Origin of the sequence: Arthrobacter psychrolactophilus, assembly GCF_003219795.1 — a bacterium.
Classification (GTDB): Bacteria; Actinomycetota; Actinomycetes; order Actinomycetales; family Micrococcaceae; genus Specibacter; species Specibacter psychrolactophilus.
In genome coordinates, this window is record NZ_QJVC01000003.1 from 16928 (window position 1) to 36627 (window position 19700).

General features: G+C 59.2%; 19 protein-coding genes. 13 read left to right on the plus strand and 6 right to left on the minus strand.

Annotated elements, in window-relative coordinates; all coding sequences use genetic code 11:
• The first annotated feature begins 45 nt into the window (after nucleotides 1-45).
• From CVS30_RS04530 to CVS30_RS04545, 4 genes are read left to right on the plus strand one after another with little or no spacing between them, the layout of a single operon-like run.
• A complete protein-coding gene (locus CVS30_RS04530) occupies nucleotides 46-945 on the plus strand; it encodes an ABC transporter substrate-binding protein (RefSeq protein ID WP_110484149.1) in 900 nt (299 codons plus the stop codon).
• Nucleotides 932-1879 (plus strand): amino acid ABC transporter permease, encoded by a 948-nt coding sequence (locus CVS30_RS04535; RefSeq protein WP_220033858.1) that lies wholly within the window; start codon nucleotides 932-934, stop codon nucleotides 1877-1879. Before CVS30_RS04530 ends, CVS30_RS04535 begins: the two co-directional genes overlap by 14 nt.
• The gene (locus CVS30_RS04540; protein ID WP_110484150.1) at nucleotides 1876-2643 is read left to right on the plus strand and encodes an amino acid ABC transporter ATP-binding protein; all 768 of its coding nucleotides are present in this window, start codon (nucleotides 1876-1878) and stop codon (nucleotides 2641-2643) included. Before CVS30_RS04535 ends, CVS30_RS04540 begins: the two co-directional genes overlap by 4 nt.
• Nucleotides 2644-4254 (plus strand): N-acyl-D-amino-acid deacylase family protein, encoded by a 1611-nt coding sequence (locus CVS30_RS04545; protein WP_110484151.1) that lies wholly within the window; start codon nucleotides 2644-2646, stop codon nucleotides 4252-4254.
• Nucleotides 4255-4257: 3 nt separating this feature from the next.
• Here CVS30_RS04545 and CVS30_RS04550 read toward each other — a convergent pair whose 3' ends face one another.
• Nucleotides 4258-5220: a LysR family transcriptional regulator gene (locus tag CVS30_RS04550; protein ID WP_181419684.1), complete on the minus strand. Its 963-nt coding sequence runs from the start codon at nucleotides 5218-5220 to the stop codon at nucleotides 4258-4260.
• A gap of 87 nt (nucleotides 5221-5307) precedes the next feature.
• Here CVS30_RS04550 and CVS30_RS04560 point away from each other — a divergent pair, with 87 nt between their 5' ends.
• Nucleotides 5308-6084: a serine hydrolase gene (locus CVS30_RS04560; protein ID WP_181419685.1), complete on the plus strand. Its 777-nt coding sequence runs from the start codon at nucleotides 5308-5310 to the stop codon at nucleotides 6082-6084.
• Here CVS30_RS04560 and CVS30_RS04565 read toward each other — a convergent pair.
• On the minus strand, nucleotides 6039-6722 hold the full coding sequence (locus CVS30_RS04565) for an HAD family hydrolase (protein ID WP_245934434.1): 684 nt from the start codon (nucleotides 6720-6722) through the stop codon (nucleotides 6039-6041). The two genes, CVS30_RS04560 and CVS30_RS04565, sit on opposite strands and share 46 nt — an antisense overlap.
• Complete coding sequence (locus tag CVS30_RS04570) at nucleotides 6722-7525, minus strand: DeoR/GlpR family DNA-binding transcription regulator (protein WP_220033859.1); 804 nt, start codon at nucleotides 7523-7525, stop codon at nucleotides 6722-6724. Before CVS30_RS04570 ends, CVS30_RS04565 begins: the two co-directional genes overlap by 1 nt.
• Before the next feature lie 342 nt (nucleotides 7526-7867).
• Here CVS30_RS04570 and CVS30_RS04575 point away from each other — a divergent pair, with 342 nt between their 5' ends.
• From CVS30_RS04575 to CVS30_RS04590, 4 genes are all read left to right on the plus strand, one after another.
• Entirely contained in the window at nucleotides 7868-8839 is a 972-nt protein-coding gene (locus CVS30_RS04575) for a carbohydrate ABC transporter permease (protein ID WP_110484153.1), read from the plus strand.
• Complete coding sequence (locus tag CVS30_RS04580) at nucleotides 8839-9705, plus strand: carbohydrate ABC transporter permease (RefSeq protein ID WP_110484154.1); 867 nt, start codon at nucleotides 8839-8841, stop codon at nucleotides 9703-9705. The genes CVS30_RS04575 and CVS30_RS04580 overlap by 1 nt, the downstream gene beginning before the upstream one ends.
• Nucleotides 9706-9773: 68 nt before the next feature.
• Complete coding sequence (locus CVS30_RS04585; RefSeq protein ID WP_110484155.1) at nucleotides 9774-11156, plus strand: ABC transporter substrate-binding protein; 1383 nt, start codon at nucleotides 9774-9776, stop codon at nucleotides 11154-11156.
• Between the two features lies 1 nt (nucleotide 11157).
• Complete coding sequence (locus tag CVS30_RS04590) at nucleotides 11158-11904, plus strand: glycerophosphodiester phosphodiesterase (RefSeq protein ID WP_220033860.1); 747 nt, start codon at nucleotides 11158-11160, stop codon at nucleotides 11902-11904.
• A 305-nt stretch (nucleotides 11905-12209) separates the two neighbouring features.
• Here CVS30_RS04590 and CVS30_RS04595 read toward each other — a convergent pair whose 3' ends face one another.
• From CVS30_RS04595 to CVS30_RS04605, 3 genes are all read right to left on the minus strand, one after another.
• Entirely contained in the window at nucleotides 12210-12809 is a 600-nt protein-coding gene (locus tag CVS30_RS04595) for a hypothetical protein (protein WP_110484157.1), read from the minus strand.
• 14 nt (nucleotides 12810-12823) lie between these two features.
• The gene (locus CVS30_RS04600) at nucleotides 12824-13870 is read right to left on the minus strand and encodes a hypothetical protein (protein WP_110484158.1); all 1047 of its coding nucleotides are present in this window, start codon (nucleotides 13868-13870) and stop codon (nucleotides 12824-12826) included.
• A 62-nt stretch (nucleotides 13871-13932) separates the two neighbouring features.
• The gene (locus CVS30_RS04605) at nucleotides 13933-14637 is read right to left on the minus strand and encodes a FadR/GntR family transcriptional regulator (protein WP_110484159.1); all 705 of its coding nucleotides are present in this window, start codon (nucleotides 14635-14637) and stop codon (nucleotides 13933-13935) included.
• 161 nt (nucleotides 14638-14798) lie between these two features.
• On the opposite strand from CVS30_RS04605, the gene CVS30_RS04610 reads away from it, so the two are divergent.
• Genes CVS30_RS04610 through CVS30_RS04625 form a run of 4 tightly spaced genes read left to right on the plus strand, consistent with a single transcriptional unit; the run spans nucleotide 14799 to nucleotide 19536 of the window.
• Nucleotides 14799-16268 (plus strand): four-carbon acid sugar kinase family protein, encoded by a 1470-nt coding sequence (locus CVS30_RS04610; protein ID WP_110484160.1) that lies wholly within the window; start codon nucleotides 14799-14801, stop codon nucleotides 16266-16268.
• A 24-nt stretch (nucleotides 16269-16292) separates the two neighbouring features.
• A complete protein-coding gene (locus CVS30_RS04615) occupies nucleotides 16293-17195 on the plus strand; it encodes an NAD(P)-dependent oxidoreductase (protein ID WP_110484161.1) in 903 nt (300 codons plus the stop codon).
• A 44-nt stretch (nucleotides 17196-17239) separates the two neighbouring features.
• Nucleotides 17240-18694: a GntP family transporter gene (locus CVS30_RS04620; protein ID WP_110484162.1), complete on the plus strand. Its 1455-nt coding sequence runs from the start codon at nucleotides 17240-17242 to the stop codon at nucleotides 18692-18694.
• A complete protein-coding gene (locus CVS30_RS04625; protein WP_110484163.1) occupies nucleotides 18694-19536 on the plus strand; it encodes a class II fructose-bisphosphate aldolase in 843 nt (280 codons plus the stop codon). Before CVS30_RS04620 ends, CVS30_RS04625 begins: the two co-directional genes overlap by 1 nt.
• The last annotated feature ends 164 nt before the right edge of the window (nucleotides 19537-19700 follow it).

Sequence of the window (19700 nt, forward strand, 5' to 3'; positions counted from 1 at the left end):
ACCCGCGTAGGCCCCGACCATTACCTGTTTGGATGGAGATCTCCGATGAAGACCAGAATCAATAAGATCGCTCGCACCGCGCTTACGCTCAGCGCAGTTTCACTGCTGGTACTCACCACAGGATGCGGTCGTTCCGGTGACACAAATCCCGCTAAGGACACGGTAGTAAGCAACGAGACCGGGCAGTCGGCAGCCAGCCTGGTTCCTGCAGATCTTAAAGCGGCTGGTGTTTTGAAGGTTGCCACGGCCGAGGGTTACCCTCCCATGGAAATGTACAAAGAGGGAACTCAGGAACTCATTGGCGTTGACCCCGAATTGGGCGCCTTGATCGCCAAGCAGCTGGACCTGAAATTCCAGATCACCAATTCCTCCTTCCCTGGCTTGATCCCGGGACTCCAGTCCAAGCAGTGGGACCTTGCCATCTCATCCATGAGTGACACGGAGAAGCGTCGCAACGCCGTGAACTTCGTTGACTACTTCATGGCCGGCGGCGCCATCATGGTCAAGAAGGGCAATCCCGAGGGCATCACGGGCATCGCTGACCTCTGCGGCAAGAAGATTGTTGGTGCCAAGGGTTCCTCAAACTTGGCCATCCTTGAAAACTACTCCAAGGACGAGTGCGAAACCCCGATGACCATCTCGGAATCCGAGGACGCTCCCACGGGCCTCCTCCAGATCGACACAAACCGTGCCATCGCCACCGTTGTTGACTACCCGGTCGCCAAGCAGCTCGCAGCGAAGGCCGGAACTTATGAAGTTCTGCCGGAGCAGTACGACGCTGGCCCCTGGGGCATAGCGATCGACAAGAAGAACACTGAGCTCACCGCCGCGATCAAGGCTGCTCTGCAGGAACTGATGGACAACGGCGAATACCAGAAGCTGCTCGAAAAGTACGACGTTGCTGATGCGGGCGTCAAGGAAGCAACGCTCAATGATGGTAAGTAGCCCCGCGAGCCGCGAGGCCACCTTGATTCAAGAAGAAGTAATTCCCCTAAACGCCCGTAAGCGCCCCTCTTGGGGCAGACTCGCAGGCGGCATTGCAGCACTCGTCTTCGCCGTGTGGGTGGCCTATACCCTCTTCATGGCACCCAATATCCACTGGGATATTGTGGTCGACTTCTTCCTCGATGGCCCTGTCCTCGAGGGTCTGGGCGTCACGATTGCCTTGAGTGTCATCTCGATGGTTGCCGGTGTACTCATCGGTCTGCTCGTGGCCGTCATGCAGCTCTCCCCAAACAAGGTCATGCGCTATGTCGCTGGGGCATATTCATGGTTCTTCCGTGGAACGCCGCTGCTCGTCCAGCTTCTCTTCTGGTTCAACTTGGGCATCATCTTCCCGCGGCTTGAACTGGGCATTCCCTTTGGCGGTCCAAAACTCTTCGGTGTGGAAGCTTCCATCATTACCCCCTTTATCGCGGGGCTGTTGGGTCTTGCCATCAATGAAGGCGCCTACATGTCCCAGATCATTCGTGCGGGAATCCTGGCCGTTGACCCCGGTCAGCGTGAAGCTGCCGAAGCCATGGGCATGCCGCGACGGAACATCATGCTTCGAGTGGTTCTCCCCCAAGCGATGCGAATCATCTTGCCGCCGACGGGCAACCAATTCATCTCTATGCTGAAGACGACATCTTTGGTGTCCATCATCGCCGGCGCAGATCTCTTGACAGTGGTACAACGAATCTACTTGGGCAACTTTGAAGTCATCTCCATGCTCATCGTCGCGTCCATTTGGTACTTGCTCTTGACCACGATTGCCACGATTGGTCAGTACTTCCTCGAAAAGCGCTATTCAAAGGGTTTTGACGCCAGCATCACCGTCAAGAGCAAAGTCATCAAGAATCTCGCACTTCCCGGCCAACGAAAGAAGACCACACCATGACCGGGCCCATCGTCCAGACCCAGGCCGTCAGGAAGAGTTTCGGTACTAATGAAATTCTCAAAGGCATTTCGCTCTCCGTCGAACCTGGCGAAGTTATCTGCATTATCGGCCCTTCAGGCTCAGGAAAAACCACGCTCCTGCGTTGCTTGAACCAGCTAGAGAAGATCGATTCCGGGCGTATTCACGTCAACGGCGAACTTCTCGGATACATCGAACAGCCAGATGGCTCGTTGATGGAGCGAAGTTACGAGAGTCTGCGCCAGCAACGGCAAAGGATTGGCATGGTCTTCCAGCGATTCAACCTCTTCCCGCATATGACGGCGCTAGAGAACGTTGTCGAAGGGCCGTGGAGAATCAAGAAGCAAGGCAAAGCTGCCGCCACCGCGGTCGCAACTGAACTGCTGGCAAAAGTTGGACTGAGCGAACGAGAGAACCACTACCCTGGCCAGCTTTCCGGTGGACAGCAACAGCGCGTGGCAATTGCCCGCGCCTTGGCCATGGAGCCGAGCCTCATGCTCTTCGACGAGCCAACCTCAGCGCTCGATCCGGAATTGGTGGGCGAAGTTCTCACCGTCATGAAGAGGCTGGCTCAAACTGGCATGACCATGGTTGTGGTGACCCATGAAATGGAATTCGCCAAAACCGTTGCCGACAGGGTCATCTTCATGGCTGATGGTGTCATTGTTGAACAAGGGACTCCGCAAGAGGTCCTGCAAAACCCGGTTCATCAGCGTACCCGAGACTTCCTCTCACGAGTCGCTTAGATGGGCGAGTCATATCTGATCAAGGGCGGCAGCATTGTTGACGGCACGGGCAGACCTGCACGTCGCGCTGACATTGGCATCGTCAACGGGACAATGGTTGAGCCGGCAGCTGTTTCCAAGGACGCGGTCCTTGTCGATGCCACAGGTCTCGTGGTATCTCCGGGCTTCATCGATGTCCACACGCATTCTGATGCAACCACTATCCGTTCACAGTATGCAGGGAAGTCCAATACTGGCCCGTTGGCCCTAGCAGCGGTCATGCAGGGTGCCACCTTAGAAATCGCTGGCAACTGCGGGTATTCGGTGTTCCCCGGCGCGGATACGGAGAAACAGGTCGATGCTCTGGCCGAATTCACGGCCACGCTCTTCGGCAACGGCATCCCCGTTTGCGACGACATTGAAGAATATGCTCAGCGCCAAAATGATTCCGGCCGTTTCAACAATATTTCCTCGCTTGTGGGCCATTCCAGTCTGCGAGCCGCGGTCATGGGTTTCGAGCAGCGAGAAGCCACCGTCCTTGAAATCGCCACAATGGAACGGCTTCTTAGTTCCGCTTTGGACGGTGGCGCAGTTGGCTGGTCCTCCGGACTAATCTACCCGCCGGGCACCTATGCCGGAACGGATGAACTCATTCATCTTGGGAAGATCTCGGCTCGTCACGGCGTGCCGTATGTGACTCATCTACGTGATGAAATGCAGTATGTCGAGGAAGCCCTCGAAGAGGCTCTACATATTGCACGGCAGTCAGGCACGTCGTTGCACGTCTCCCACCACAAGACAGCGGGGAAGTTTAGTCACGGACGCAGTGTCCAGACGCTTGCCACGATGGATGCGGCAAGGAGGGAAGGACTGGATGTCACCTGCGATGTCTACCCCTACGTCGCTGCGAGCACGCATCTTCACGCCATGCTGCCGCCGTGGTCGTTTGAAGGCGGCATGGGCGCGCTGCTCCGCCGACTCCATGATCCAGCCGCCCGCAATAGAATGCGTGCCGACATTGCCGGCGGGATCCCTAGCTGGGAGAACACCGTTGGAAATGGCGGTTGGGACCGGATCGATGTGGCGACAGCCCCGGGTCGGACGGAAACGCAAGGCATCTCTGTTGCCGCCTTGGCAGCTCGGGCTGGGCAGGATGCCGTGGACTTCGTTGCTGATCTGCTCATTTCAACGGGCGGGCATGTGACGATCATTTCCCACTCCATGGAGGAAGCCGATATGCAGCGCGTGTTAGCTCACCCCGGAACTATGGTTGGCTCTGACGGTGTCCCCAAGGACGGCAAACCGCATCCCCGCTGGGCAGGAACATTTGCCCGTATTCTGGGACGCTACGTTCGTGACTTACAGGTCCTAGAGCTCGAAGAAGCAGTCCACCGTATGACGGCACTACCCGCCCAACGATTCGGACTGAATGAGCGCGGTATCCTGGCACCAGGCAACATCGCTGATGTGACGATCTTTGATCCTCACACGGTCAGCGACCAAGCAACATTCGTGGATTCCCTGCTGCCGCCGACTGGCATTGAGCACGTCTTTATTGCTGGCCGTCGGGCTCTGCAGCATGGAGTGCTGACCGGCACCTCGGCCGGTACCTTCGTTGCCAGATCCAGGTAGGGGTCAAATGGCCGTCTCGAGCCGTTCAATCTCCTGCCCGACTTCGATAGCCGAATGCCGCAATTGAGCCACAATGGCATCAACCAGCGGGTTCGGATTACCGGCGCGGGTGGCGATTTGAATGGTTCTTCCGGCCGGATGCGTGGTGGTCAGCTTAGAAAGCCTGATCCCACGCGTCTGGGCCAGAGACCACGGGATCAAACTCATCCCGGGAATCAGAGCGAAGCCCACATCGGCCGACACCATACCCAAGGCAACCTCGTAGTAATCGGTGCGGCAACGAACTCGAGGTGAGTATCCGGCCGTGGCACATAACCTGTCCACCAAGGCTGCCTCGTTCTCCATACCTTGGGTTGCGATCCACGGCTGTTCCGCAAGGTCCGAAATGTTGACTGGTCCGCGGCGCATGGGCCGGTAACTTGGGGGTACAGCAAGGAAGTGGGACTCGTGCAGGAGGTCTTCATAGCGGAGTGCTGGATTCCCGCCAGGGCGCTGGTAGGCCTTGGGCGAGGTTGAATAACTAAAGACCACAGCAACATCAAGTTCTCGACTGAGTAACCGTGGAACAAGTTCGAAAGGTTGACCCTGGATGAGGTTCAAACTTACGCTGGGACGTTCCCGAATGAATCTAGACAAGGCATTGGGAACTAGCTGGAGTCCGGCAGACGCAAAGAAGCCTAGGTTGAGCTGTCCCGCGGCGCCTGTTCCCAGCTCGCGGGTTTCTGTTTCGGCCTGTGCCATCAACCCCATAATGGATTCGCTGTACTCAGCTAATCTAGCTCCGGCCGCCGTCAGTTGAACTCCCCGAGCACCACGCTCGAGGAGTTTCGTATCTAGTTCCTTTTCTAAGGTAGAAATATGATGCGAGACTGCCGAGGGTGTCAGCCGAAGGACTTTCGCGGCCCCTGCGATTGTTCCGGATTGAGCAACCTGCAGGAGAGCAGCAAGACGGGCTGAAGAAAGCATGAAGTCCTCATGAACGTGAACAGAAAGTAGAAACGTCCTTTGAGCATACAATCGCCCTACGCTGATGGCGCATCGTCTATATCTTTTGTGGCACTTGACTGGAATGGGTCTGTTATTGCTTCCCATAACCCGGACGAACCGTACTACGCGGCAAGCACCATAAAGCTAGCCGTGCTCTTGGCGGCTATGCGTCTTGTCGACACTCATAAGTTAGACCTCACTCAACTCGTAACGGTCAGAAACACCTTCCCAAGCCGTATCCCCGGAGCAGGTAATTTCACATTTGACTTGGTCGAGCAGGACAACGGAATGTCAGAGGCCGGTACGGACATCACCTTGGCGCAGGCGCTAGGCCGTATGATCTACGTTTCCTCAAATGCCGCGACCAACATGGTGATTGATCTGGTCGGTCTAGACGCGGTGACCGAGGAACTACAACACTGCGGCACCCAGTATGCCAAAATGGAACGCCTGATCAGCGACCACGTTGCACGAGACCAAGGATTCACTCACGAAGCCTCGGCTCATGACCTCGCCATCATCATGCAGCATGCTCTGGCCGGAACCGACTATTCGGCAAGTAGCACGGCATTCATCCGCGAGGTTCTGGGCCAGCAAGAATTCCCCGTCATCGCCACGCAGCTTCCCGCTCATACCGTGTGGGGCAGCAAATCCGGATGGGTGGATGGCATCCATCACGACGTTGCATACATTGGCGAGCCGGGGACGGAATCACACCTTATCTTGGCCGTCTGCACCCGCGGCTTCAGCCATGAACAAGGAGCCAACGCCATCTCTGCTGTGGCTTCCTCGGTGATTCAGTTTCGCCCTGACACCAGCGCCCGCTCTTCAACCAAACCCTGAAGATCCGCGACGGTCATACCGCCCAAGGTAGGCCAGAGTGTTAGTCCTGGGGATTCCATCAACGTGACCAAGTTGGGAACGCCCAGTGCGACAGCGCCTGAGGCGTGAGCCGATGCAAGGCCCGGACGGGAATCTTCAATGGCGACGCACCGATTGATGGACAGGTTCTCGACGGTCTTGCCGAGCAGTTCGGCGGCCATCAAGTACGGTTCGGGATGAGGCTTGCCCTGCGTGACCATATCCCCCGTGATCATGAATTCAAAGGTGCCTTCCGGCAAGTGACTCAGTACTTCTGCTGCCAAGGGATGGTGACTCATGGTGACCAGGACACAGGGAATGCACTGTTCACGAAGTTCGGCCAGCAACTCTTTAGCTCCCGGACGCCAGATGACATCCGCCGTCACCTGGTTCTGAACCGATGCCGTGAGCGTGCTGATGATGTCATCGATGCCCATATCAATACCGGCATCCTGCATGACCTTGGCCGAGTTGGACAGGGCGCTTCCGATCAGAAGCTTTGCTTGCTCTTCCGTCCACGACACACCAAATTCTGCGGCGAGCTTGTGTTGGGCAATGAACCAGAACGGTTCCGTATCCACGATGGTGCCGTCCATATCCCAAAAGACTGCCTGCAACACTAGCTTTCTCCTTCATGTGAAACCGAAACAACTTCAACAGTGACGCCCTGGGCCTGCAGCCCTTCCAGCAACTCCTGGCTGAGACCGTCGTCGGTGATCAGCCGGTCTACGTCTTGCCACGCCGTCATGAGATGCAGGGAGTCATGACCGAATTTTGAGCTGTCCATGAGCATCACGCGGTTGCGCGCGCTGGCCAGCATCTGTGCCTTCAGCGCTACGATCTTTTCCTCTTGGTGGTAACTACCCGCGAGATCGGCGCTGGTTCCGGAAAAGAACACGGTATCGACCCGCAACGCTCGAACCGCTTGAACCGCGCCAATCCCGAGGAATGATTCATGCGCATGGTCGTAGTCACCGCCAATAGCCTGCACGGCAATGTCGCCATGAGCTGCAAGATCTGCCAGGGCAGGCAAATAGTTGGTCACGACGCGCAGATCTTCCAGCTCTGAAAGGTGCGGGATCATTCCCGCCACCGTAGTGGAGTCATCCAGCATGATGACGTCACCATCGTTGACATATTTGGCTGCTGCCGCGGCAAGTACCAGCTTCTGCGGCACGGCAACGCCGGAACGCAGAGACGCCGCAATCTCGTGACTGCGGGTGCGCTCAACGACAACACCGCCGTGAATCTTCCGGAGCAAACCACGCCGCTGCATCTCATCCAAATCCCGATGCATCGTCATGACCGACACGTCAAAGCGCGCGGCCAGGCTCTGCGGTGATGCACTCTTGTCTTCTAAAAGGGTTTCCAGAATGCCGTGCAGCCGTTCCTGCCGTGCACTTCTGATGATCCTCTGGGTCACTATGCCTCCTTATTTGTGAGAACCGGGAACACTCTCCCGGGTGGTGACAGAAGGAAATCAATACCTGATATTTATATCATTCAAATAGAGATTAACGCTTGCTGAACCTTGGGCAAAACTTGTTCAAAGCCCACAAAAACGGTAGCCACAAATGCCCAGTTCAAGCCATGCGAAACCGCTCAAAATTACAGTAAATACGCGGCTTTCACCTCAAAACGCCCTTCTGAGATTCCGGTATTCAAACCCATCACAGTGTTTGTCGCTTTCACAATTCGCGTGTCAGTATTTGTCTTGAAAGTGTGACTATCACAGCAAATTGATATTTTGGAGAGCCTCACGGCCATGACTGTAACCTCAGCACCTCCGATCCAACGGCGGACAACTCCGCCTCCTCTCGAGCCGGACCAGCCACAACGCACCACCGTCTCAGCGGTCCGCAAGAAGCGCAACAGAAAGTCCTACGCGCTCTTTGCCTTGCTGGCCTTCCCCAATATGATTCTGATTGCGGTTTTCGCCTACTGGCCGGTCATTGGAAACATATTCCTAAGCCTGACCAGCTGGGACATGGTGGCTCCCACTCCCCTGTTCATTGGCCTGGACAACTACACCCGGCTATTTACCGATCCGGACTTCCTAGACGTGATGGGCCGAACCCTGGTCTGGGTATCCGCCGTCGTTATTTTGAGCCTGGCGCTGGGACTGGTGCTCGCGTTCCTCTTTAGCCTCCGCGCACCGGGAACGCCGGCCGTCACCGCCATGGCCTTCAGCCCCCACGTCATCTCCGGTGCCGCGGTTGCCGCCATCTGGCTGTTCATTTTCGACCCCAACTTCGGACTATCCCGCGCCGCCTTCGCCCTCTTCGGGGTCGATTCGCCCAGCTGGACCACCGATTCCGCGTGGGCCCTGCCGGCGCTGATCATCGTGGCCATCTGGAAAGGCGTCGGCTTCGTCGCGATCGTGTACCTCGCAGCCTTGCAGGGCATCCCCCACGACATTCAGGAGGCCGCCAAGCTCGACGGCGCGACTCGCCTGCAGATCTTCCGTCACGTGATCATGCCGCTGCTCTCACCGACGACCTTCTTCCTGACCATCACGCAGATCATCAGCGCCTTCCAGTCGTTCGATCTGATCGCCATGATGACAGGCGGCGGGCCCGCGGGATCCACCACCACCCTTAGCTGGTTCATTTACGAGCAGGGCTTCCAATCCTTCGACGCCGGATATGCGGCCGCCGCCTCGGTGCTCATGTTTGTCATCCTGCTCTGCGTCACCGCCGTCCAACTGCGCTACTCCGAAAGGAAGGTGCACTACTGATGAACGCTCCCACCCTCCCGCGTGCCATCTCGTCTCAAGAAGTACGACGGCGGCGCACCCCTTGGTGGACCATCCTCGTCTTGTCCCTGGTTGGCCTGGTCTTCCTCATCCCGGCGTACTGGATGCTCACCGCCGCGTTCAAACCCAATAGCGATATCTACCAATGGCCGCTGAACTTTTGGCCCGAGACCTTTACCTGGGACAACTTCTCGAGCGCCTTTGCCGCCGCACCCTTTGGCCGCTTCTTCACGAACTCGATCGTCATCACCACGATCGGGGCAACGGTCAAGGTGAGCATGGCGATCTGCACGGCCTACGCCTTCGCTTTCCTGCAGTTCCCAGGCAAGAAGTGGATGTTCCTAGGCATCCTGGGCGCCTTGATGGTGCCGGGGCATGTGACCTTGTTGATCAACTACATCACGATCGGCAATCTGGGACTCATCAATTCCTACGCCGGAATCATCCTCCCCGGCTTGGGATCGGCCTTCGGAACCTTCCTGCTCCGCCAGCATTTCCTCTCGCTCCCCGCCGAGGTCATGGAGGCTGCGGAGCTCGACGGCGCAGGTCACCTACGCCGCTTGTTCAGCTTTGTGCTCCCTATGTCGATCCCGGCCGTAGTCACGGTTGCGTTGATTGCCGTCATCGATGACTGGAACGAATTCATCTGGCCCATGCTCGTCACCAACACGGTCGAGATGCGCACCATGCCCATCGGCTTGATGTACCTCAAGCAAACCGAGGGCATGAACGATTGGGGCGTCATTATGGCCGGAACAGTTCTGGTGGTTGTTCCCATGCTCCTGCTCTTCCTCTTCGCGCAACGCTTCATCGTGGCCGGTCTGGCCGGCACCGTCGTCAAACGATGACCCCCAAGTTTTCATCCCCTGCTTTCCCACCTCGCAAACCCACTCGAGATCATCTCAAGGAAAACATCATGAATAGTCACCCTCAGCCCGCAACCGTTGCCAACAACTTCAGCCGACGCCGCTTCCTCGGCGGGCTCGGCATGGCAGCACTCTCTCTGCCGCTCCTCTCGGCCTGCGGCAACGGAAACGGTGGAGCGCAGGCAAGCGTTCCCGTCTATTCCCAGCCCGGGGTCAAGGTGCCGGCACAGTATTCCGGGAGGACCGCCGTCGTACTGTGGAGTCCCTGGGCCGGAAACAACGGTGAGGTTCTGGCGCAGCTAATCAAGTCGTTCAACGAATCGCAGACCGAGATTTACGCGGAAATCCAGCAATTTGACGGATACGACGGCGTCTCGGAAAAGCTGACAGCTGGGTTGCAGGCCAAGCAGGTCCCCGAGATCGCCGTGCTCTCCGACGTCACGTGGAACCGCTACTTCCTCAACGACACCCTAGAACCGCTCAATTCCCACCACGGCGCAGGCTTCAGCCCCGAGACGTACCACCCTCGGTTCTATGCGGAAGGCGTGGTGCGGGACGAGTCGTACTGGGTGCCCTTCGCCCGCTCCACCCCGTTGTTTTACTACAACAAGGAAATCTTCTCCGCTGCCGGGCTGCCGGATCGCGCACCCGCCACCTGGGATGAGTACCGTGGCTGGGGTCAGGAATTGGCTGGCCTGCAATACAAGGGCAAGTCGGTCAAGATGCGCGCACTCAACGGCGCCGACGACTGGTACTTCAGCGGTCTACTCTGGGCCTTCGGCGGATCCATCTCGCAGGGATTGGACGTCAAGCTGGACACTCCCGAGTCCATCGCCGCCGCGGAATTCGACCGCGCCATGGTGCACGACGACAAGAGCGCCTACCTCGCCCAGAGCTTCGTCACCGACTTCACCAACGGCCAGGTCGCCAGCATCACCCAGTCCACGGGCGGCCTGACCGGCCTGGCCAAGGACGCCAAGTTCGAGTTCGGCACCGGATTCCTGCCCAAGGGCCTCCACGCGGGTGTCCCCACCGGCGGCAGCGGGCTCTCGATCATGCGCAACGCTGACCCTGTCCGCAAGGCTGCGGCCGTTGAACTGCTCAAGTTCCTGGCCGCTGAGGAAGCATCCTCGACCTGGACCACCAAGACCGGTTACCTACCCGCGACCGCGGCCGCACTGACCTCCCCCACCGTGACGTCCTTGATGGCCAAGAACCCCAACTACAAGGTGGCCGTTGACCAGCTCGAGATCGCCCAGGGCCCGGACCACGTGCGAAAGTACGTCAACAACGGCATCACCGAGATGAAGGACGTCATCCAGAAGCTGTACGTCAAGAACGACTCCAGCGAAAAGGTCATGAAGGCCGCCGCACAAAACCTCAGCCGCGGCGCCGACTCCATCCGCACTAAGTACAACGAAAAGGTTGCCTAGTATGCAGACTCAAACTTTCGCGATCGTGGGTCACCGCGGCGCATTGGCCCACTCCCCAGAAAACAGCATCGCCTCCTTCCTGCTCGCCGAGCGTAGCGGGGCCACGGAGCTGGAACTCGACATTCGCATCACGCGCGACGGCGTTCCGATCGTCCTGCACGACGCCACCTTGGCGCGCGTGGCCGGCGAGCCCGGCCCGTTGACGGACACACCCGTGGCCGAGCTCGATTTCGATGAACTCGGAACCGTTTTGCTTGATTCCGGCGAGCCCACCTTGACCTTCAACGAGGTCTTGGACGCCACGAGCGTTGAGCTTCAGGTAGAGATCAAAGACCCGGCGGCTGTTCCGGAACTGGCCAAGCTGGTGCTGAGCCGACCGGAGGATGCGGCGCGCATTCGCTTCACGAGCTTCCAGGTCGAGGCGCTCCTGCTGCTGCGCGAGCACGCACCCTCGATCCCCCGCGGTTTGATCGTCAGCAAGTACGAAGATGCACTCAAGCATGAAGGCGGCCTCGATGGAATCCTTGAGACCATCGAAGCCAGCTCCTTCTACTGCGGCTTCGAGGGCCTCACGGCCGAAGAAGTGAACCGTCTCCACGAGGCTGGCTACCAGGTTCACGTCTGGCCGCTACGCTCGCTCGAGGATGTTCAGCAGGCTCTTGAGCTAGGCGTCGACGGCGGAACCTCCGACGATCCCGGAGCTGTTGTTGGCTGGCTGACCGAGGCCGCGCGACTGACCTCAGCCTAGTCATTGAGCTACACGTTGTGAGGGTGGTTTCCTGTCCGGTGCCGGCAGGGAAACCACCCTCATGTGCGTCCAAGACCAGACTCAGAGAACCCGCCACGAGGAGAATCTGTCACGCGGCAGGCCTACCTTTTGCGTTTTCCCGCCAAAGTACGACGGCGCGCCCCTCACCCGCCGCTTCCCTTCATTGACCCGCCAGATAACGCCGTTTAGAACTTTCTAAAGGGCGTTATCTGCCCACTGACCGCGGAGTCAGTCATCTCCGAAGCCGAAATCTCCCTGATGCACCACACCTATTGGCGCATTTTCTAAGATTTCTCTGATTTCCGGCGACTCCAACGCACACGCAGCGTCTGAATCGTCATGATGGGAATCAGCATGATCGCTAAGAGCGGGGTAAATACGGCCGACATCGCCAGAATTTCCGATTTCGCGTACCTCACGCCACCGCTGCGCCCCAGACCAAGGTCTCCACTCCCTGCAGCACTCTTGGCCAGGAGATACTCGCCCTCGTATGTGTCCAGCGAATCGCGGCATGTGATGGTGTGGTTCCCCGAACTTGTTGCTGTAAACCAGCGAGTCTGCTCAAAACCTGAGCGCCGGGTCATCCACCACAGGGTGTCTTCCCAACTGAGACCGCGCACATTGAGCACGCCCGGACTCCCTCCATCGGGTCCCTCGACCGTGCAGCTCACGGTACCGAGCCAGGAGGATCGCCCGCTGGTCCAGATACCAGCCGTTTTACCCTTCTCGACCTCGTAGACAACAGAGCTTCCAATGGCCGCCGGGGTGGCAGACTCGATGGAGCGGCTGATCGGCAGGACCCACAACGCCCAGATCAGCACCGCCGCAAGAACACTGGCACCGGCAATAGCCCAGCCGAACTCAAGGCGTTGGCGAGTGGGCATCGGGGCCCGTCGCATCAAGAGCGCTCCCGAATTTTTGCTCTATCACTGTGCCGCGCCGAGGGATCGACCACAAGGATGGTCACGCCGGGACGACGGCTCGGCTGCTTCTCCATGCCAGCGTTGATCAGCCTCTGGATAGTCTGTTGCGACAGCGGTGGGAGTTGGGGCAGAACTGTTTTTGGTGTCCGCGCCATGCCAACAAGAAGGCTCAGTGTGTGCGCGCCACCGCGCACTTCCATTCGGGCATAGTCACTGGCGTTGCGCCAGATGAGGCGCTCTAAGTCAACATACGGGATCGTGGTGATGTTGGATTCGGTCTCGATGGTCATTCGATCCTTGGCAAAGCTGACAGTATGCCTGGTTGTTTTGCGGCCGAGAATAGTCCTGAACAGGTAGTAGCCAGGGAGCGCGATCAATACACCAAAGACGATGATGAAGAGCTTGGCACTGCCAAACCTCAACAAGAACGAGTCAAAGGCGATCATGAGCAAGAACGCCAGCCCGCCGCCAAGCACGCACATCCCGACAATTGCCCAGGTTAAGGTGCGCATGCTCATGGGAAGGGCCCAGAACTGCACTCGCGTTCCAGGGCTTGTATCTTCCCAGCCAGGCGCAAGCCGCGTAACTTTTGCTGTTTTCGCAGGCTTAGCTACGACTGATGTGATGCGACTGAGCAAGCCGAGCCAGATCCACCCCACTCCGGGGATAGCCCCCATCTGAACGCAGAACAGCACCGCACGAAGTTGCTCGGGAAGGGTCTTGAGGAAACTGCTGCCGTTAAACACCACCCAGTGGAGCAGCAGAGCTGCAACGACGGCCACAACCGCATGAAGAAGCACACCCCACCAGGTGCGCTGGATGCCGAGCGTGAAATTCACGAACGCAAAGCCGCACAGCCACCCGCCCACCAGGGTGAGAAGGAAGGGCAGTAGCTCCATGCCGTTCCCGTTGAGATACCAGGGCAAGGCCAGCACAGCGCAGATCAGCGCCCAAAACAGTGGCTTGCGGAACAACTTTTTCCACCACGGGAGACGCACGGGCGGGAAGAGTTCCAGAGACATAGTGGACAGTTTAGCGAACGCTCACAATCCCAACTCCATACGTCGCGGCTGGGCCGGATCCCTTACTGCGAGCGCAGCACGTAACTCTTGAGGTCGTCCAGAGTTTGGCTCATGTGGTTATCCATGGCGACGCGGGCCGCTTCCGGCTGGCCCGTGGTGAGGGCATTTAAGATGGCCTCGTGCATGGCAATAGCGTTGCTCTGGATCTGAGGCACCTGCGAAGTTTCAGCGCGTCGGCTCTCCAGGATGCGATGCAGGGGTTCGAACAGGACCGCTACGAAGATATTTCCCGAGGCCTGCAAGATAATGTCATGGAAGGTCAGGTCGGAGGAGACAAACGCCGGTACGTCTGCCGCTTCATGTGCTGCCTTCATGAGGGAGAGTTGCTCCCCCAAGCGTTCGAGGTCGTCCTCGGAGATGCGTGCGGCTGCCAATTCGCAGGCGCCGGTTTCCAACATGCGCCGCAGCTCAATGAGTTGAACAGCAACGACGGCGTCATCTTCCCCTTCGGAAACTGCCCGGAGCACCGCATTGAGCGAGCCCCAACTCCCCAGCGGATTGACGAATGTTCCGCGGCCTCGCTCTACGCGGAGAATGCGCTGCGCAACGAGGGTTTTCATGGCTTCACGGACGGTCATCCGGCTGACCTCGTGCTGCGAGCTCAACTCCAGCTCACCAGGGACAAGCGAGTCAGGCAAGAACTCACCGGCGACGATGCGGTCCAGCAGATCATCAGCCACTACATCGGTCAATGACTTGCGTGCCATGGTTCCCTTTCCTCACACGGTTGAAACTACAGTTTAGGGCCTTCGTGTTCGCCCTTCCGGCATCAACTTGCACGGTTGACGTGTCGTGTGCCACAATAACATTCAAATGTTAGATGTCAGACATCTTACAAATATATGTCCCCACAACGAGGTGTGAAGCAATGATTCTTGAATCCGAACTCCTGGCCGCCTACCCGGCCGAGGTCAATGTGCCTGCGGAACTTGTCTCGGCCAAGGTAGCCGCATCCAATCGCGTGCTCATTGTGCTCGACGACGACCCCACAGGAACTCAGTCTGTTGCAGGCCTGCCGGTCCTGACCCGCTGGGACGTCGCGGACTTCGATTGGGTCTTTGGGCACAGGATCGACGGCGCTCTTGCCAAGGCCGTGTATGTTCTCACCAATACGCGCAGCCTTGATCCCGCCGAGGCCCAGGCCCGCAATCAAGAGATCGTTGTGAACGCTTTGACGTCTGCCCGAGCAGCCGGCATCTCCGTGGGCTTCGTGAGCCGCAGCGACTCCACCCTTCGCGGGCACTTTCCCCTCGAGCCGGACACCATCGCCGCGACGCTGAGCGCCGAAAATGCCGGCTCCGTCGATGGCGTTGTCATCGTCCCGGCCTTCCCCGACGCCGGCCGCATCACGATTGGCGGTGTGCACTACACCCGCGGCGAGCACGGCAGCCTCATCCCCGTGGCCGACACCGAGTTTGCCAAGGACGCCAGCTTCGGCTTCTCCCACTCATCACTGGCGGACTACGTCGAAGAAAAGTCCCACGGCCGCATTCCCGCCGCACGCGTCATCACACTTGACTTGCCCTTGATCCGCCGCGGCACACCCGAGGCCGGCGCCATGGCCATTGCCGATGCCCTTGACCCCGCCACCGAGTCCACCCCGATCGTGGTCGACGCCGTCACGGAAAACGATCTACGCGTCCTGGCTCTGGGCTTGGAGGAATCCGAGCGCCGCGGCAAGTCCTTCATCTACCGTGTGGGCCCGCCGTTTGTTCGCGCCCGCATCGGTCAGGAGATCCACGCGCCCTTGGCCACGGAGGAGATCTTCCATGCCAACCGCACCGTCCCCGCCGGTTCCGCTCGCGGCGGGCTGATCGTGGTGGGCTCACACGTGGGCGTCACGACCCGTCAGCTCAAGGCCCTCACCGAGGAACATGGCTCAGCCCGCATCGTTGAGATCGACGTTGAAAAGCTCCTGTCCGACGACGGCGCAAGCCATGTGTCCGACGTCGTGCGCGACATTGCCCGCGCCTTGGCGACGGGAGACGTGATTGTTCATACGAGCCGCCTACTCATTAAGTCCGACGATGCTGCGGCGAGCCTGAAGATCGCCCGCACCGTCTCGGCCGCCGTTGTCGACGTGGTCAACCAGACGCTCAAGTCCACTCCCCCGCGCTTTGTCATTGCCAAGGGCGGCATCACCTCCTCGGACGTGGCCGCCCATGGGCTGGAGATTCGCCACGCGATTGTCCGCGGCCCCATGCTCCCGGGCATCGTCTCCCTCTGGGAACCCGTTGATGGCCCGGCCGCCGGCATTCCTTACATTGTCTTCGCCGGCAATGTTGGCGACGACCAGTCCTTGGCCGCCGTCACCCGCAAGCTCAGCGACACCTTCTAAATCATTACTTTCAAGGAGATCACCATGAACACCGATTACACCGTCGCCGTCCTGGGCCTGGGCGCCATGGGACTGCCCATGGCCACCCGTCTCGCCTCACAGCTGACCGTCCACGGCTTCGACATTGCCGAGCCGCGCCTCAAGCTCGCTGAAGAAGCCGGCATCCGTACCTTTGATTCCGCCCAGGCCGCGGCCCGCGGCGTCGACGCCCTTCTGCTGGCGGTCCGCAATGGCGAGCAGCTCAACGAGGTTTTGTTCGGCGCAAACGGCGTTGCTCCCGTGTTGGCCAAGGGCTCCGTTGTGATTCTCACGAGCACCGTGGGAACCGAAGCCATTCCCTCGACGGTGGCCCGCCTCGCCGAATTTGGCGTGGAACTTGTTGACGCGCCGCTGTCCGGCGGCCCCGTGCGTGCCGGCGAGGGTGATCTGCTGATCGTTGTTGGCGCCACACCGGACGCTCAGCGTCAGGCGGCACCGGTGCTGGAACTACTGGCGTCCACGCTCTCGATCGTGGGAGATAACCCCGGCGACGGTCAGGCGCTCAAAACCGTCAACCAGCTCCTCTGCGGCGTTCACATTGCCGCGGCCGCCGAGGCGCTCGCGCTGGCCGATGCCCTGGGCCTGGATCAGGCAAAGACCCTGACTGCGCTCGAAGCCGGCGCCGCCGGTTCCTTCATGCTCTCCAACCGTGGCCCCCGCATCCTGGAGGCCTACTCCGAGGAAGGCGCCGAAGTTCTGAGCCGTTTGGACATCTTCGTCAAGGACATGGGGATTGTTGGCAAGGCCGCCCGCGCCGCCGGATTGGCTGCTCCCGTGGCCGCGGCAGCCGAACAGCTCTTCCTGCTCGGTCAGGCGCAGGGCCTCGCCGCGGAAGATGACTCTGCCGTCATCAAGGTTGTTGCTCCTACCCAGCGCCACGCCGCCTAAGCACGCCGCGCTAATTACCTCGTGTCAAAGGAGACATCTGTTTTATGAACACCCTCATGACCCCCTTGATGCTGGTCGCAGCGGATGCGCCAGTCATCAAACCTACCGTCGAGCTGGGCACTCCCCTGCTGCTGACCATCGCTGCGGCAGGCGTCGCCTTGCTGCTGCTCATGATCATTCGCTTTAAGATTCACGCCTTTGTTGCCCTGTTAACTGTCAGCATTCTGGTGGCCGTTGCCGCCAGGATTCCCTTGGAGAAGATCTTCACGGTTGTCGCCACGGGCGTCGGCGGAACCATGGGAAAGGTGGCACTTCTCATTGCCTTGGGCGCCATCCTCGGCCGCATGATTGAAGTTTCCGGCGGTGTGCAATCACTGGCCGACCACTTCACGGCCAAGCTTGGGCCCAAACGAGTGGCAGTAGCCCTGACCATTGTGGGCTTCCTCGTCGCGATCCCGGTCTTCTTTGAAGTGGGCGTGATCGTGCTGGTGCCGATTGTTTATGCCTTTGCCAAGATCGCCAAGGTCCACCCCATCAAGTTCGGCCTCCCCATGGCCGGCATCATGCTCGCCATTCACGTCGCCGTCCCGCCCCACCCCGGCATTGTTGCCGGAGCGGGCGTACTCGGCGCTGACGTTGGCCTCATCATGATCATTTCCCTCATCATCTGTGTGCCATTGGGCTTCTTGTCCTACTGGGTTTCCAGCATTATGAACCGCAAGGAATTTGCCTTGCTACCCAGCGTCCGCGCCCAGGTCGAAGAATTCGGCAATCCGGAGACGCTTGTCGCTTCGCACAAGGGCACGACGGCACCGCCGCGTCCTCGCCTCATCATCTCCCTCATTGCCGCACCCATTGTGCTCATTCTGGCGGGCACCATCGGCACCATGATCCTTCCCGAGGAATCCCTCGGACACAGCGTCAGCGCCTTTGTAGGAAACCCCTTCTTTGCCTTGCTCGTGGCCGTGGCACTGTCCTTCTTCACCCTTGCGGTACGCCGCGGCTGGTCCCTTCAGGAAACCAGCGACATTTTTGAGGGTGCACTGCCGCCCATCGCCTCAATCTTGATGATCGTTGCCGGCGGTGGCATCTTCGGCACCGTTCTGCAGGTCAGTGGAATTGGCGGGGCTCTTTCCCACACGCTTGACGGCTGGGGCGTCCCTGTTCTGCTGCTCGGATTTATCATTTCCTTGGCACTGCGGGCCGCCCAAGGCTCCGCGACGGTGGCCATTGTCACCACCACCGGATTGCTGTCCAGCGCGATCTTGTCCGGCGGCTACACCCCTGCCCAGATCGCCGTCATCACGGTGGCCATTGGCTTTGGCTCGCTGGGTCTGTCGCACGTCACCGACGCTGGCTTCTGGGTAGTGATCCGTTACTACGGATTGAGCGTTTCCGACGGATTGAAGACCTGGACGGTCCTGACCACGATTCTTGGTCTGGCCGGATTTGCTCTCACCTTTGTCACTTGGATCTTTGTTGGAGGCTTGAACACCTGATGCGTACATCATTGAACACCTTGGTTTCTGAATCCCTGGCCCGCGGCAACGCCGTCCCAGCCTTCACCTGTTATGACTTCACCACGGCCCTTGCCGTAGTTGCTGAAGCCGAAGCAGCCGGCCGCGGCGTCATTCTCCTAGTTGCACCGAAGACCGCCTCCTCACCACAGGGTCTGCGTTTGATCACGGCACTTCGTTCACTGGCAGACGCAGCATCCGTACCCGTGGCCATTCAACTGGACCATGCCAGCAACATCGAGTCAATCCTCGCCGGGATTGAAGCGGGGGCTGACTCCGTCCTCGCCGATGGCTCGTCCCTGGATATTGCGGCCAATATTGCTCTGGTGCACGCGGTACGAGATGCCATCGCGGATCCGTCAGTGATCATTGAGGCGGAGTTGGGCGGACTTGCCGGAGATGAGGACCGCGCCTTCGCAGCTGTGGCCACAGGGTTGACTGCGGCAGATCAGGTGGCTGGCTTTGTCCGCGACAGCGGAGCGCAATTGCTCGCGGTCGCTGTGGGAAATGTTCACGGTAAATACGCTGGCGAACCCAAACTCCAGTGGGATCTGCTGGAGCAAATCTCCACCCTATCCAGCGTCCCCTTGGTTCTCCACGGAGCTTCCGGCATCCCTGCAGAAGACCTCGCCAAAACTCCGGCGTTTGGTGTTGGCAAGGTCAATTTCAACACCGAGCTCCGAACCAGTGTGTTGCGCATGCTGGAAAGCGACACCGGCGCGCACCGGGCCGACGGCGAAAACCTGCTCGGGCTTGTCAATGGTTGGCAGGACACCGTTCGGGAATTCACGGGCAGTACATTGCGGACGCTTAGCGCCGGATAGCCACAGTGTGCACCTAACGCTTCACCTAAATCGGTGCAGAGAACCGTTAGCTTCATGGTCGGGGCGTTGAGTGAATCTGGCTGGCCCCACCCATGGAGTGCCATCACTCGGGTGTATTAACATTGGGTTGGGGTCCGCCAATATGGCATCACCTCATTTCGGAG